Consider the following 14,291-nt stretch of genomic DNA (forward strand, 5'->3'; position numbering starts at 1 on the left):
ATCGGGGGTGCGGAAGGTCCGGGCGGGCGGTGTAAATCCTGTGCTAAATCTGATGCGGCGCACTGGTTTCCGATCACCTGCCGGACAGACCATTAATCGGCCCCCCGAACCGCGCTCACCGTGATGGAGGTCCTGATGCTGATGCATCACGGGCTCGGCCTCGACCACTTCAATTCCCTCCCCCGCCGCCGTGCCATCCACGCCCTCTACGAATGCTGCTGCAGCGTCACCTGGGCCGAGAAGATCGCCGACGGCCGGCCCTACCCGGGCTACGACGCCCTCTTCACCGCCGCCGACGCGGAACTGCACGCCCTGTCCCCCGCCGGCCTGGCCGAAGCGTTCGATTCCTGTGCGCACGAATCCGTTTCGGACCGGACGGTCGCCGAGCTGGCGCGCATCACCCGCGCTCGGCTCACGCGCATGCTCGGGCCGGAAGCGGGATATCCCGAATACTGAACCCCGGCACATCCACCGCAATCGCTCTACCCTTGTCCCATGCGCAGGTCCTTACCACCGGTCGCTGCCAGAGTCTCCGACACACTCATCGCCCGCGGGCACCACGGGGTGATCCTCACCCAGCCCCGTCCCGCACACACCGCGCAGGACGCCGCCCAGGCGCTGGGGGTCGCACTGGGAGCGATCACCAAATCCCTGGTTTTCCTGCTGGACGACGATCCGGTGCTGCTCTTGGTCTCGGGCGCGCACCAGGTGAATCTGGAGTCCACCGGGCGACGATTGGAGGGGACGCTCTGCCGCGCACCCGTCACCATGGTCCGGCAGCTGACCGGGCAACCGGCCGGTGGCGTCGCGCCGGTCGGGCATCCGCTCAATCTGCCGACCTTCATCGACACCGCGCTGGCGGCGCACGGGGAGCTGTGGGCAGCCGGCGGGCATCCGAACACGGTCTTCCGCACCACCTTCGGCGAACTCGTGCGCATCACCGCCGGGCTGGCCATCGACGTGGACTGACCGCGATCACCGCATCGTGCATTCGGGACAAACCGAACGACTCAATTTCGGACCGTGCGGAATATCCGGCGGCTCGACAACGTAGGTTCGGAAGGTGACCGATTCTCCGACGCCCGGCGCCGAGCTCCACGTGCCCGACGACCTGAGCGGCATCACCGCCCAGCAGTATCGCGCCGCCATGCGGCACTACCCCGCGGGCGTCACCATCGTCACCCTGAACTCCGACGGCGGGCCGGTCGGCTTCACCGCGACCTCGTTCGCCTCGCTCTCGGCCCAGCCGCCGCTCATCTCGTTCAACATCGCGGCCACCTCGTCGAGCATCGCCGCCATGACCAAGGCCGAATCGTTCGTCGTGCACTTCCTCGGCGAGCACCAGAAGCACCTCGCGCAGCGCTTCAGCCGGACCGCGGAGGAACGCTTCACCGACCGGTCGCTGTGGACGACGCTCGAGACGAGCGAACCGGTGCTGCACGGCACCCCGATCTGGGTGCGCGCCACCGTGCACCAGCTCATTCCGATCGGGGACCACACCCTGGTCATCGGATTGGTGACGCGGGTACACGACAACACCGAGGACGCGCCCGCGGTCGGGCCGCTGGTGTATTACGACGGCGCGTATCACCGCGCGGAGATCGCGGACTGATTCGCAGCGTGGAGGGTCAGGTCGCCGACGCCGCGGTGCCCACGCCCAGCGCCGCGAGAATCCCCGCGCTCAACTGCTCCAGCCGATCTCGCACCCGCGGCCGGCGCAACAGCTCCACCGCCCGCGCGGCCATCATCGCCAGCAGCACCATCTCGATCGCGGCGATGACGGATTCGATCGCGCCGAGCGCCAGGGTGTTCGCGAAGGTCACCTTGGTGAGGAACTGCGGCAGCACGGCGAGATAGAAAAGGCCGACCTTCGGGTTCAGCACGCAGGACAGCAAACCGGCGGCGAATGCCGAGCGAACCGAGGCGGCGCGCCCCTGCGGCGCCGCGCCCGTGAGCTCCGACTCCGCCTCCCGCCGGGCCCGCCGATGCGCGAGCAGCGCCCGAACCCCGAGGTATACGAGGTAGATTCCGCCGATCACCTTGAGCACGCGATAGGCGGTGGCGGACTGCTCCAGCAGCGCCGCGACACCCGCCGCGACCACCAGCGCCCAGACGATGCCGCCCGCCGCCGACCCCGCGGCCGCCGCGATCGCCGGACGCGGGCCGGCCATGGCGTAGCGCAGCACCAGGAAGGTGTCGGGACCGGGAGTCAGGGCCAGCAGCACGCACAGCCCGATGAAGCTCAGCAGCAGAGCGGGATTCACTCACCCATGGCAGCGCATCACCGAGGTGGATGCAAGGGAATACCGCCATGGGTGAGCGGGAAGACCGCCGCCCCGCCCTGATGAAACGGGGTCAACGGCCTTCCGGGCGTCCGGAATTCAGATTCGCGCGCCGAACTCCGTGCCCAGTTCGCGGAACACGTCGGTGTTCAGGGAGAAGGCGAGGCGGGCCTCGTCCAGGACGCGCTCGACCTCGCCGGCGGCCAGCGGCAGCGCGTCCAGATTCGCCCGGTACTCGCGCTTGAACGCGGCCGGATTGGCGATCTCGTCGAAGACGTAGAACCGCACGCCGTCGCCCTTCTTCGGCAGGTTCCACAGCTTCTCGGCGGTGCCGCGAATGACCTGGCCGCCCGAGAGATCGCCCAGGTAGCGGGTGTAGTGGTGCACCACGTAGCCAGCGGGCCAGGTCCGCGCGCATTCGCGCACCCGGGCCGCGTAGGCGGCGGTGGCGGGCAGCGCGGTCAGCTCGTCACGCCAGTTCGGTCCGCCGAGGTGGGCCAGATCGGTCTCCAGCGCGGCCAGGCGCGCCAGCTCGGGGCGGATGAACGGGCCCGCGGCGGGGTCCGAAGCCAGTGCGGCCGTGTCTTTTTCGAGTGCCTCGTAAACGAACCACAGCTGCGAGGTGTAGCGGTAGAACGCCTCCACGCCCAGCTGACCGGTGAGCAGGTCACGCATGAACGTGGAATGCTCCGCCTCGGCGTGCTGCTGCTCGGTCGCGGTGCGGATGAGCGTCGAGAACGGTGTGCTGGTCTCCAACATGATCGAGCATCCTCGCTTCAACTCCCAGGGCGCACTACTTTGGCTACCCTAACTTCAAAATCGACTGTACGGGTCAGCAACGTTCTCGCGATTCGACCTTTCCGCCCCAGCCCATCCAACTTTCGGATGATTTTCCGGAAGGGGTTGACAATGCCGCCGATCGTCTGCAAGCCTTCTCAATCAGGTCATGAGTACCAGCGCAAAGCCCTGGCTAGCTGGTCGGCAACCCTCCTCCGCGGTGGGGTGCTCCAGGTGACGACCGGGCCGCCGCCCGACCGGGCGCGGCAAGCGCGGACTCTCGATCATTCCTTTCTCTGATCGCGCGTCCCTTGCCCCGATGGGATTTCGTGATGACTGCTTTCGCCGACCGCAGCTGTGCCCCCCTCGCCACCGTCTCCGGTTGCGACCTGCGCGTTCCCCTCGTCCAGGGTGGCGAGATCGACTACGCCAACTTCGACTACGCCGCCAGCGCACCGGCACTGGCGCAGGTCACCGACCGGGTCGCGGCGCTGCTGCCGTACTACGCCAGCGTGCACCGCGGCGCGGGCTACGCCTCGCGCGTGTCCACCGACTGCTACGAGGCCGCGCGCGGTTCGGTCGCCCGCTTCCTGAACGCCGCCGACGACCAGGTCACGGTGTTCACCCGCAACACCACCGACGCGCTGAACCTGCTCGCGGCCTGCGTGCCCGGGGACACCGTCGTGCTGGACGTGGAACACCACGCCAACTTCCTGCCGTGGACCCGGCACGGCCGCCGGGTGGTGCCGGTCGCGGACACCATCGAGGAGACCGTTCAGCGGGTGGTCGCCGAACTGTGCGCCAAACCCGCCGCGCTGCTGGCGATCACGGGCGCGTCCAACGTGACCGGCGAGCTGCTCCCGCTGGAGCGGCTGGCGTGGATCGCGCACCAGTGCGGGACCCGCATCCTGGTGGACGCCGCGCAGCTCGCCCCGCACCGGCGAATCGATCTGCGCGCCACGGGCATCGACTACCTCGCCTTCTCCGGGCACAAGGCGTACGCGCCCTTCGGCTCGGGCGTGCTGGTCGGCCGCCGCGACTGGCTCGACGCGGCCGAGCCCTACCTGGCCGGCGGCGGCGCCGTGCGCTCGGTGACCCCGGACCGCGTGGAATGGGCGCCCGCCCCGCAGCGCCACGAGGCCGGGTCGCCGAACGTCCTGGGCGTGGCGGCGCTCGCCGCGGCCTGCGACACCCTCGCCGGACTCGACGAGACCGAGGTACTCGAGCACGAGCGGTACCTCACGCAGCGGCTGCGCTACGGATTGACGACCGTTCCCGGCGTGCACTTCCTGCGGGTGTGGCGGGACAGCACCGACGCGGTCGGCATCGTCGCGTTCACCGTGGACGGTTTCGAACCCGGGCAGGTCGCGGCGTATCTGTCGGCCGAGCACGGCATCGGGGTGCGTGACGGACGCTTCTGCGCGCATCCGCTGCTCGCCCGGCTCGGCGTGGACGCGGCACTGCGGGCCAGCATCGGCCTGGGCACCACCGCCGCGGATGTCGATCGCCTCGTGGACGCGATATCCACACTCGTCCACAAGGGTCCGGGCTGGGACTATGCCAAGACCGACGGCCACTGGAACCCCTCTCCCGAAACCCGCCCGTTCGCCGCCACCGACGCGGGTGCGGCCCCCTGCGGGTTCTGACGTCCCGGCGTTCGCGGTCGCATCGAATCGGATTCGATGCGACCGCGGTACCGCACGTGAGACACGGCCACCGGGAACAGGACCCGATCGAGATCGCGGGTGCTCCGCGCCCCGATCCGCCGGCGGTCGCGCTACGGCACCAGGTATCGCGCCGCGAGTTCCTCCACCACCGGGTCGTCGTCGCCCACGGCGTTCAGCAGATCGAGATCGTCCTGCACGGACAGCTGCCGGCCGTCTTCCTGCTCGATGTCGGGCGGCCCGTCCTCCGCCAACTGCCGGATCAGCTTGGCCCGCACCCGCTCTCGCAATGAATCGCTCATAGCGAGAGCATGCCCCGGCAGTCGGCTCTCATTCCCCCGGCACGCCGCCGGGGTGCGGTACTCGATGCCCGCCTCGGGCGGAACTCGATGCCAACTGGAATACGGTGCAACGCCGAGTTATCCACAGCTGTGCACAACCTGCCGACCGGCACTGAGCGCACGAAATGCCCGATAGCTCCCGTTCAGGAGGCGATGCGCCGGCGAATCATCCACAGGTGCACGGTCCGCCACGACCCGTCACACCGGAGCGAGCCACGTCCCCCACGGGGTGTTGCGCAGCACGGTGAAAGCGAAGAGCAGCACGAGGACCACCCACAGCGCGGAGCGCGGCAGCACCTTGGGTAGTCGGGGCCTCGGGTCGCCGCGCCAGGCGCGAACCAGCCACACACTCCAGAAGACGAGGAACCCGAGCAGCAGCGGGACGATCAGCACATTGCTCTGGATCGCGTCGAGCACCCGGCCGTCGGTCAGATTGTGCAGCCCGCGCAGCCCGCCGCAGCCGGGGCACCAATATCCGGTGAGCTCCTGGAAAGGACATAGCCCCCACGACCCCTCCACGTGCGGGTCGCGAAAGTGCAAGGCCGCGAACCCCGCCGCCACCCCGCCGCCCACGAGCAACGGAAGACCCACGCCCCACCGATTGGGGCGGGTCCTGGATTCGAATCCGAGAGCGGTGTCCACGAGCATCAACGTTAGCGGCGCCCTCCGGGGCCTGCCAGGTCACCGCCGACTTCGCACCCCCGGTCACCGGAAATCGGTGCGCGGGAGATCGATCGAACCCCGGACCACCGCCGGACGATGACGAACATCGGCTCCACTCGCTGCCGAACGGTCGGTGTCGGAGAGTTCGCGCCGCCGCAGTCTCCCCGGTCGAGCAGACTCGCGCTGTGCCCCGCGTGGTCGGCCCGGCGCGGGCCAGGTAGACCGGCGTGGGTCGTCAGCGCAGCGGCACGCGGGTGCTGACCGGTGCGGTGAGCGCCCCGGCGAGCATGTCCACGATTTCTCCCCAGGCATTCACATCCCCCGCGGCGATCCGCCCGGCCTCGACCGCGCGCTCGTGATCGGCGAGCAGCGCGAACAGCGCCGTCGACAGCGCGCGCAACCGCCGCACGCGCAGGCGCGGGGTCAGCTCCGGGAGCGCACCGTCCAAGCGCTGCATGATGACTCGCACCGACGTGCGCGCCTCGCTCTCCAGATTGCTCGCGTCGGTGACGGCCGGGTGGGTGTGCACCTGTTCCAGGAAGCGCGCGTAGTGATTGATCCCGTGCCGCTCCCCGAGTTCGAACATGGGGATGACCAGGGCCTCGAGCAGCTCGTGCACCCCCACCTCGGTGCCCGAACCCGCCTGTTCCGCAAGCAGTTCCAGCCGCCGCACCTCGAGGGTTCCCATCCGCAGCTCGACCACCGCTTCGATGAGCCCGTCCCGCGACCCGAAGTGATACTGGATCGCCGAATTGTTCCGCTGCCCGGCCGCCGCGGCGATGTCGCGCAGCGGCACGCTCTGCCCGCGCTCCGCGATCAGCTGTTCCGCCGCGAGGATGATCCGCTCCCGTGCCTCGGTCACCGCCATCGCCGCACCTCCCTCATCGCCCGCCGACCGCACGCCCGGGCGCGGTTCCACCGTATGCAGAATAGCCGCCACCAGGGCGGAAAGAACTCCACCTTGACAGTTAAGCGAATGTTCTTAAAGCTTCGTGTGACCGCCATCACCGAGAGGGACCGCACCCGATGATTCTTGATTCTTTCCGACTGGACGGCCGCGTGGCCATCGTGACCGGCGCGGGCCGCGGCATCGGCGCCGCCACCGCGCTCGCCCTCGCCGAGGCCGGCGCCGATGTCGCCCTCGCCGCCCGCACCCCGGCGCAGATCGAGGAGGTGGCCGGCAAGATCCGCGCCCTGGGCCGCCGCGCGATCACCGTGCCCACCGACCTGTCGGACCTGGCGAACGTCACCGCCTTCGCCGACACGGCCGCCGCCGAACTCGGCCGCCTCGACATCGTCGTCAACAACGTCGGCGGCACGATGCCGAACACCTTCACCACCACCTCCCCCCAGTTCCTGGAAGACGCCTTCCGCTTCAACGTCTCCACCGCGCACGCCCTCACCCAGGCCGCGGTCCCGCACCTGTTGCAGACCGGCGGCGGCTCGGTGGTCTCGATCTCCTCGATGCTCGGCCGCACCGCCGGCCGCGGCTTCCTCGCCTACGGCACCGCCAAAGCCGCCCTCGCGCACTGGACCCGGATGGCTGCCACGGACCTGTCCCCCCGCATCCGCGTGAACGCGATCGCCGTCGGCTCGGTGCTGACCTCGGCCCTGGACGTCGTCGCCCAGAACCCGGAGATCAAGGCCCGCATGGAGTCCGCGACCCCGCTCAAGCGCCTCGGCGAGCCCTGGGAGATCGCCGCCGCGATCGTCTTCCTGTGCTCCCCCGCCGGCGGCTACATCACCGGCAAGATCCTGGAAGTCGACGGCGGCATCGAGGCCCCCAACCTCGAACTCGGCCTCCCCGACCTGTGAACCGGAGTCCGTCATGACATATCGCGTAGTCCAATGGAGTACCGGCAACGTCGGCCGCCGCGCCCTGCGCTCGATCCTGGCCCGGCCCGAACTCGAACTGGTCGGCGTCTGGGTATCGGGCCCCGCCAAGGCGGGTAGGGACGCGGGCGAACTCGCGGGCCTGGACCGTGAAACCGGCATCCTCGCGACCACCGACGCCGCAGCCCTCATCGCCTTGAAACCGGACTGCATAGTCCACACCGCCATGGCCGACGACCGCCTCATGGAATCGGTCGAGGACCTGAAGACCTTCCTGCGCGCGGGCATCAACGTGGTCTCCAGCAGCCCCGTCTTCCTCCAGTTCCCCTACGGCACCCTCCCCGACGAGGCCATCGCCCCCATCGTCGAAGCCGCCGAAGCGGGCAACGCCTCGCTCTGGGTCAACGGCATCGACCCCGGCTGGGCCAACGACTGGCTGCCCCTGGTGCTCTCCAGCGGCTCCGAGCGGATAGACGCCATCGTCTGCTCGGAGATCATGGACTACTCCACCTACGACAACCCCAAGGTCGTCTTCGACATCATGGGCTTCGGCAGCGCCTTGGACGACCTGCCCCTGCTCCTGCAACCCGGCGTCCTCACCCTCGCCTGGGGCAGCGTCATCCGCCAGCTCGCCAACGCTCTCGATGTCGAAATAGACACCGTGACACAGCATTTCGAACGCCTCCCCGCCACCGAAGCAATCAAGGTCGGCGACCGCGTCATCGACCCCGGCACGGCCGCGGCCCTGCGCTTCCAACTGCACGGCGTGCGCGGCGACCGCACCCTCCTGACCCTCGAACACGTCACCCGCCTGCACCCCGACCTCGCCCCCGACTGGCCCCAACCGGCCGGAAAGGGTTGCTACCGAGTGGAAATCAAGGGCGAACCCGACTACACCCTGGACCTGCAGCTCTACAGCAACGGCGACCACGCCGAAGCGGGCGTGGTCGGCACGGCGGCCCGCCTGGTCAGCGCGGTCCCCGCGGTGGTCACGGCCCGCCCCGGCCTCCTGACCGCCACCGACCTCCCCCTGACGACCGGCCGCGGCCTGTTCTCCTGACCGGTCCGCCGGATCCATCCCCACCCGTCCCGGGCCTGTGCACAACGCCCGAAAACCCCGCCCCACCACACGAAAAGGCCCCCGATACTTCGAGTATCGGGGGCCTTTTCGCGGAGCCGCCTGGGGGAATCGAACCCCCGACCTTTTCATTACGAGTGAAGCGCTCTACCGACTGAGCTAAGGCGGCGTGCCTTCCGGCGGTGCGAGTCTATCGTCTCGGTGCCGGATCGCGAAAATCGGTGGTCACGGTCACGCGGAGCGGGCCGCTATCAGGGTCGCGACCATCGCCGCCACCGCGAAGCGGGGCTTCACGTTCGTCTCCAGGGCCTCGCGGCAATCCAGGACCGCCTCGATCGAGCGCAGCAGGCCCTCGGGGCGGACATCGCCCGCGAGCTCGCGGATCTGGTCGGCCATATCCGGATGCGTCAGTGTCACACCGGATTTCGAGTCCGCGGTCGCCGCGCCGAAACGGACCGCGAGGGCATCGCGGTACAGGCCCGCGACATCGATGAGCGCGCGGTCCAGGGCATCGCGGCCGGTGCGGGTCGCGCGGGACTTCTGGCGCTTCTCCAACTCCTTGAGCACGCCGACCGAACCGCGGGTCGCCGACGCCGCGCCCTTACCGGTGCCGCCCGCGCCGAGCGCGGTTGCGAGCGCCTCGCGTTCCTGCTCGTCACGGCCGACGGTCAACTGTTTGGCCTCGTCATCGGCCGACTTCACCAGCTCGTCGGCGGCGGTATAGGCCACCCCGGGCCGGGCTGTCGCCGCGACCAGCGCCAGCGCCCGCTTGCGCCGGGCCCGCGCGTCCTCGTCGGTGGCCAGCCTGCGCGCCCGCGCGACATGGCCGCCGCTGATGGCCGCCGCCCAGGACGCCTGATCGGCCGGCAGCCCGTCACGCTCGCGCAGCACCCGCGCGATCGCGTCCGCCGACGGCGTCGACAGGTGCACGTGCCGGCACCGCGAACGCAGCGTCACCGAGATGTCCTCCGGATCCACCGACGGCGCGCACAGCAGGAACACCGTCCGCGCGGGCGGCTCCTCGACCACCTTGAGCAGCACGTTGCCCGCGCCCTCGGTCAGGCGATCGGCGTCCTCGACCACCACCACCTGCCACCGCCCGGTACTGGGACGGCGCGCGGCGACCTGCACGATCGACCGCATCTCCTTGGTGGTGATGCTCAACCCCTCGGGCACGACCCGGCGCACGTCGCCGTGGGTTCCGGCCATCGTCGTGGTGCACGCGTGGCAGGTGCCGCACCCGGGTGTCTCCGGATCGGTGCACTGCAACGCCGCCGCGAAACACAGCGCCGCCTCGGATCGGCCCGACCCGGGCGGTCCGGTGAACAGCCACGAATGCGTCATGGCCGAGGCCGAGACCCCCGCGCCACCCCGCGCGGCCACCGCCGCGACCCGCAGATCTGACTCGACCGCGTCCTGCCCCACCAGCCGATCGAAGACTCCTGCCACGCCGTACACCCTACTGTCGGCCCCCGACACCCCCGCTCCCCGCCGGGTGCGGCGCGTCAGGGCATGCGCGAATACGTGGAATTCGCCCCGTCGACCGCCTCGCGGATGATGTCCGCGTGCCCGGCGTGCTGGGAGATCTCCCGCAGGATGTGCAGCAGCACCCAGCGCACCGGCAGCCGCACCGGCTCCGGGGTCCACGGCGCGATCGGCTGCGGCACGGTGTCGTCCAGGGTCGGGAGTTCGCGAATCACCTTCGCGGTGTGCTCGGCGGTCGCCTCCCACTCGGCGAGCAGTCCGGCGACCGTCTCGTCCGCACCCATCTTGTACTCGGAATCCATTGCGGCGAGATCGATTTCGGCGTTCTCGTCGCGCTCGACCAGGATGGTCGTCCAGTGCCGCTCACAGTTGTTGATGTGGTGCAGCAGACCGCCGAGGGTGAGTTCGCTGACCGTGCTGCGCTGCCGGGCCTGCTCGTCGGTCAACCCGCGCAGGGTGATCCGAAAGAGGTCCCGCTCCTCGGCGAGAAACGCGATCAACTGCTCACGCTCGTTGTCGACGGTCATCCGCTGATCCTTCCCCTGGGTGCGTATCGGCCTACACGCTACGGCAGGACCCCGACGCACTCCACCGCGCGGATCGCCCGCCGGAACGGGCGATCACGCTCGCGGACTACTGGGAAGCGGATGCCTTCTTGGCGGCCGCGGCCTTGGTCGTGGCGCCGTCGGCGGTCTTCTTGGCGACCTTCTTCGCGGCCGCCTTCTTGACCACCTTGGTCGCGGTCGCCTTGGTCGCGGTGGCCTTGGCGGCCGTCTTGGTCGCGGCCTTCTTGGCGGGGGTCTTCTTCGCGGCGGCCTTCTTCGCCGTCTTCTTGGCCGCCTTCTTCACCGGCCCACGCGCTCGCCGATCCGCGAGCAGCTCCGAAGCCCGCGCATCGGTGATGGACTCGACCTCGTCGCCCTTGCGCAGACTGGCGTTGGTCTCGCCGTCGGTGACGTACGGCCCGAACCGGCCGTCCTTGATCACCATCGGCTTCTCCGACACCGGATCCACGCCCAGCTCGCGCAGCGGCGGCGCGGTCGCGGCCTGACCGCCGCGCCGCTTGGGCTCGGCGTAGATCTTGAGCGCCTCCTCGAGGGTGACCGAGAAGATCTGATCCTCACCCGTCAGCGACCGCGAATCGGTGCCCTTCTTCAGATACGGGCCGTAGCGCCCGTTCTGCGCGGTGATCTCCTCGTTCGAGGCCGGATCCACGCCCACCACGCGCGGCAGCGACAGCAGCTTGAGCGCGTCCTCGAGCGTAATGCTCTCCAAATTCATGGATTTGAACAGCGAGCCGGTGCGCGGCTTGGGCGCTTCGGGCTTCTTCGCGCCCTTCTTGACCTCGACCTCTTCGGCGGGCGCGGGCAGCACCTCGGTCACGTACGGGCCGAAACGTCCTTCCTTGGCGACGATTTCGTGCCCGCTGGCCGGATCCACACCCAGCGAACGACCCTCCTGCGGCGTGGCGAACAGCTTCTCCGCGACCTCGTTGGTCAGCTCGTCCGGCGGCAGATCATCGGGCAGATTCGCGCGCTGCGAGATCGGATCCCCGTCCGGGTCATCGGGATTGACGATGATCCGCTCGAGATAGGGACCGAACTTGCCGACCCGGACCACGACATCGCGGCCCTCCTCGTCGGCGAAGAGCTTGATCGAGTTGACCTCGCGGGCATCGATGCCGTCGAGCCGCTCGCCGACCATCTTCTTCAGGCCGCCCTCGCGCGCGACCGAACCCTCCGCGCCGATGTCGCCGCCGAAGTAGAAGCTGGACAACCAGTTTCCGCGCTGCTCGCGGCCGCCGGCGATGGCGTCGAGGTCGTCCTCCATGGCCGCGGTGAAGTCGAAGTCGACCAGCCGGCCGAAATGCGCCTCCAGCAGGCCGATCACGGCGAACGCCACCCAGGACGGCACCAGCGCACTACCGCGCTTGTACACGTACCCGCGATCGAGAATGGTCTTGATGATCGAGGAGTAGGTGGAAGGACGGCCGATACCGAGCTCTTCCAGCGTCTTGATCAGCGACGCTTCGGTGAATCTCGGCGGCGGGTTGGTGGTGTGCCCGTCCGGCGCGAGCTCGACCGCGGTCACGCCCTGGCCCTCGGTCAGCACCGGCAGGCGCGATTCGGCGTCGTCGGACTGGCCGCCCGCCTCCTCGTCGACACTCTCCACGTACGCCTTGAGGAAGCCCGCGAAGGTGATGGTCCGGCCCGAGGCCGAGAACACGCACTCCTCACCGGAATTCGCGGTGCCGGTGACCCGCACGGTCAGCGTGGTGCCGCGCGCGTCCTGCATCTGCGAGGCCACGGTGCGCTGCCAGATGAGCTCGTACAGGCGGAACTCGTCGTTGTCGACGCGCGAATGCACCTGCCCCGGGGTCATGAACACATCACCGGAGGGGCGAATCGCCTCGTGTGCCTCCTGCGCGTTCTTGACCTTGCGGGTGTACTGCCGCGGCGTCGGGCTCACGTACTCCGCGCCGTACAGCTGGGTGGCCTGCGTCCGGGCGGCCTGGATCGCGGATTCCGACAGCGTCGTGGAGTCGGTTCGCATGTAGGTGATGTAGCCGTTTTCGTACAGCCGCTGCGCGACCCGCATGGTGCGCTCGGAGGTGAAGCGCAGCTTGCGCGCGGCCTCCTGCTGCAACGTCGAGGTCATGAAGGGCGCGTAGGGCTTGCGGGTGTACGGCTTGGATTCAACCGAGGTGACCGCGAGGTCCACCCCGTGCAGCGAACCGGCCAGCGCCTGCGCGTACGCGGCGTCGAGCACGACCACACCGGGGTTTCCGCTGGTAGCGGAGGATTTGAGCTGTCCGTCGGACCCGAAGTCACGACCGCTGGCCACCCGGGCGCCGTTGACGCTGACCAGGCGGGCGCCGAAGACGCGGGGATTGCTCTCGCCCTGATCACCGGCGTCGAGCTTGGCCGCGATGTCCCAGTACTCCGCCGAGCGGAACGCCATGCGCTCGCGCTCGCGCTGCACGATGACGCGGGTCGCCACCGACTGCACGCGGCCCGCCGACAACCGCGGCATGACCTTCTTCCACAGCACCGGCGAGACTTCATAGCCATAGAGCCGATCGAGGATGCGTCTGGTCTCCTGCGCGTCCACCAAATCTTGATCGAGGTCGCGCGTGTCGGCGGCCGCCGCGAGGATGGCCGGCTCGGTGATCTCGTGGAACACCATGCGCCGGACCGGCACCTTCGGCTTCAGCGTCTCGAGCAGATGCCACGCGATGGCCTCGCCCTCGCGGTCGGGGTCGGTGGCGAGGTAGAGCTCGTCGGCGTCGGCCAGCAGGCTCTTGAGCTCGGCGACCTTGGCCTTCTTATCGGGGCTCACGACGTAGATGGCCTCGAAGTCGTTGTCGACGTCGACACCGAGCCGAGCCCACTGCATGCCCTTGTATTTGGCGGGCACGTCCGCCGCACCGCGCGGCAGGTCCCGGATATGGCCCACCGAGGCTTCGACCACGTAGTCGCGGCCCAGATACGGCGCGATCTTGCGGGCCTTCGTCGGTGACTCGACGATGACGAGACGACGCAGGGGGCGGCCCTGGTCGGGCGCTGCCTTGGAGTTCGGCACTGCACCGCGGTCTCGTGTTGCCACCGGCGAACACACCTTTCCTGTAGATCCGCGCGGCGCTAGGTGTGCGCGCCGTAAGCGGCTGGGGCAAACGGCTGCGACTACTTATATCGCTGCCAGCAACGTTTATACCCTGTTCAGATGCCGCGCCTCGGTCGCAGCGACGATGTGGCCCCGGGTTGTGACCGAGTGTAATGGGTCCGGATATGGGTCGTCCCCCACCGCCGGCGGCGATGGGGGACGGAGTACCTGTGGTCTAGAGCTCTAATCAGAGCGCGCGAACACCGGTGGCCTGCGGGCCCTTGGTGCCCTGCCCGACCTCGAACTCGACCTTCTGGTTCTCCTCGAGGGTGCGGAAGCCCGACCCCTGGATCTCGGAGTAGTGGACGAAGACGTCAGCGGAGCCGTCCTCGGGCGCGATGAAGCCGAACCCCTTCTCCGCGTTGAACCACTTCACAGTTCCCTGTGCCATTCTGTTCCTTCTCTTTCCATACCGGAACGGTAGACAAGTAGGTTCGTCCACCGGGTCCGTTGAGACCGCTGTACTCTGTTCCCCCTGCAGGAAAGCCATCAGTACACCGTTCGC

The 14,291-nt window shown here is 69.1% G+C and carries 15 protein-coding genes, 1 tRNA gene and 1 riboswitch; of the genes, 6 read left to right on the forward strand and 10 right to left on the reverse strand.

What is annotated here, in order from left to right; translation table 11 throughout:
- The first annotated feature begins 135 nt into the window (after positions 1 to 135).
- From ACWDOP_RS25360 to ACWDOP_RS25370, 3 genes are all read left to right on the forward strand, one after another.
- Positions 136 to 456 carry a 2-oxo-4-hydroxy-4-carboxy-5-ureidoimidazoline decarboxylase gene (locus ACWDOP_RS25360; protein ID WP_454204727.1) on the forward strand — a complete coding sequence of 107 codons (321 nt, stop codon included), beginning with the start codon at positions 136 to 138 and terminating at the stop codon, positions 454 to 456.
- A gap of 39 nt (positions 457 to 495) precedes the next feature.
- Positions 496 to 969, forward strand: a complete 474-nt coding sequence (locus tag ACWDOP_RS25365; RefSeq protein ID WP_454204726.1) for a YbaK/EbsC family protein — start codon at positions 496 to 498, stop codon at positions 967 to 969.
- A gap of 178 nt (positions 970 to 1,147) precedes the next feature.
- Positions 1,148 to 1,612 (forward strand): flavin reductase family protein, encoded by a 465-nt coding sequence (locus ACWDOP_RS25370; protein WP_454204828.1) that lies wholly within the window; start codon positions 1,148 to 1,150, stop codon positions 1,610 to 1,612.
- Between the two features lie 16 nt (positions 1,613 to 1,628).
- On the opposite strand, the gene ACWDOP_RS25375 is transcribed toward ACWDOP_RS25370, so the two are convergent.
- Both ACWDOP_RS25375 and ACWDOP_RS25380 read right to left on the reverse strand, forming a co-directional pair.
- The gene (locus ACWDOP_RS25375; protein ID WP_456347050.1) at positions 1,629 to 2,264 is read right to left on the reverse strand and encodes a LysE family translocator; all 636 of its coding nucleotides are present in this window, start codon (positions 2,262 to 2,264) and stop codon (positions 1,629 to 1,631) included.
- 117 nt (positions 2,265 to 2,381) lie between these two features.
- Positions 2,382 to 3,041: a biliverdin-producing heme oxygenase gene (locus ACWDOP_RS25380; protein ID WP_456347051.1), complete on the reverse strand. Its 660-nt coding sequence runs from the start codon at positions 3,039 to 3,041 to the stop codon at positions 2,382 to 2,384.
- Positions 3,042 to 3,224: 183 nt separating this feature from the next.
- Positions 3,225 to 3,338, forward strand: a riboswitch (SAM riboswitch).
- A 53-nt stretch (positions 3,339 to 3,391) separates the two neighbouring features.
- Between ACWDOP_RS25380 and ACWDOP_RS25385 the strand changes: the two genes are divergently transcribed.
- Positions 3,392 to 4,705: an aminotransferase class V-fold PLP-dependent enzyme gene (locus ACWDOP_RS25385; protein ID WP_456347052.1), complete on the forward strand. Its 1,314-nt coding sequence runs from the start codon at positions 3,392 to 3,394 to the stop codon at positions 4,703 to 4,705.
- A gap of 131 nt (positions 4,706 to 4,836) precedes the next feature.
- Here ACWDOP_RS25385 and ACWDOP_RS25390 read toward each other — a convergent pair whose 3' ends face one another.
- The 3 genes from ACWDOP_RS25390 to ACWDOP_RS25400 all read right to left on the reverse strand — a co-directional run bounded on the left by ACWDOP_RS25390 (position 4,837) and on the right by ACWDOP_RS25400 (position 6,595).
- Positions 4,837 to 5,025, reverse strand: a complete 189-nt coding sequence (locus ACWDOP_RS25390) for a hypothetical protein (RefSeq protein WP_354991483.1) — start codon at positions 5,023 to 5,025, stop codon at positions 4,837 to 4,839.
- 237 nt (positions 5,026 to 5,262) lie between these two features.
- Complete coding sequence (locus tag ACWDOP_RS25395) at positions 5,263 to 5,706, reverse strand: DUF2752 domain-containing protein (RefSeq protein ID WP_456347053.1); 444 nt, start codon at positions 5,704 to 5,706, stop codon at positions 5,263 to 5,265.
- Positions 5,707 to 5,962: 256 nt separating this feature from the next.
- Positions 5,963 to 6,595, reverse strand: coding sequence for a TetR family transcriptional regulator (locus ACWDOP_RS25400; protein WP_454204720.1), 633 nt, complete (start codon positions 6,593 to 6,595; stop codon positions 5,963 to 5,965).
- Between the two features lie 158 nt (positions 6,596 to 6,753).
- Here ACWDOP_RS25400 and ACWDOP_RS25405 point away from each other — a divergent pair, with 158 nt between their 5' ends.
- Positions 6,754 to 7,542 (forward strand): SDR family oxidoreductase, encoded by a 789-nt coding sequence (locus tag ACWDOP_RS25405; protein ID WP_454204719.1) that lies wholly within the window; start codon positions 6,754 to 6,756, stop codon positions 7,540 to 7,542.
- A gap of 13 nt (positions 7,543 to 7,555) precedes the next feature.
- Positions 7,556 to 8,620: an NAD(P)H-dependent amine dehydrogenase family protein gene (locus ACWDOP_RS25410; protein ID WP_456347054.1), complete on the forward strand. Its 1,065-nt coding sequence runs from the start codon at positions 7,556 to 7,558 to the stop codon at positions 8,618 to 8,620.
- A gap of 114 nt (positions 8,621 to 8,734) precedes the next feature.
- Here ACWDOP_RS25410 and ACWDOP_RS25415 read toward each other — a convergent pair.
- The 5 genes from ACWDOP_RS25415 to ACWDOP_RS25435 form a co-directional block, all read right to left on the reverse strand.
- Positions 8,735 to 8,807: transfer RNA gene (locus tag ACWDOP_RS25415), tRNA-Thr, on the reverse strand.
- A gap of 62 nt (positions 8,808 to 8,869) precedes the next feature.
- Complete coding sequence (locus ACWDOP_RS25420) at positions 8,870 to 10,087, reverse strand: DNA polymerase III subunit delta' (RefSeq protein ID WP_456347055.1); 1,218 nt, start codon at positions 10,085 to 10,087, stop codon at positions 8,870 to 8,872.
- A 56-nt stretch (positions 10,088 to 10,143) separates the two neighbouring features.
- Positions 10,144 to 10,650 carry a DinB family protein gene (locus ACWDOP_RS25425; protein WP_454204712.1) on the reverse strand — a complete coding sequence of 169 codons (507 nt, stop codon included), beginning with the start codon at positions 10,648 to 10,650 and terminating at the stop codon, positions 10,144 to 10,146.
- A gap of 106 nt (positions 10,651 to 10,756) precedes the next feature.
- Complete coding sequence (gene topA, locus ACWDOP_RS25430; protein WP_456347056.1) at positions 10,757 to 13,705, reverse strand: type I DNA topoisomerase; 2,949 nt, start codon at positions 13,703 to 13,705, stop codon at positions 10,757 to 10,759.
- A 268-nt stretch (positions 13,706 to 13,973) separates the two neighbouring features.
- On the reverse strand, positions 13,974 to 14,177 hold the full coding sequence (locus ACWDOP_RS25435) for a cold-shock protein (RefSeq protein ID WP_029925108.1): 204 nt from the start codon (positions 14,175 to 14,177) through the stop codon (positions 13,974 to 13,976).
- Between the last annotated feature and the right edge of the window lie 114 nt (positions 14,178 to 14,291).

The organism is Nocardia sp. NPDC003693, from assembly GCF_053981095.1.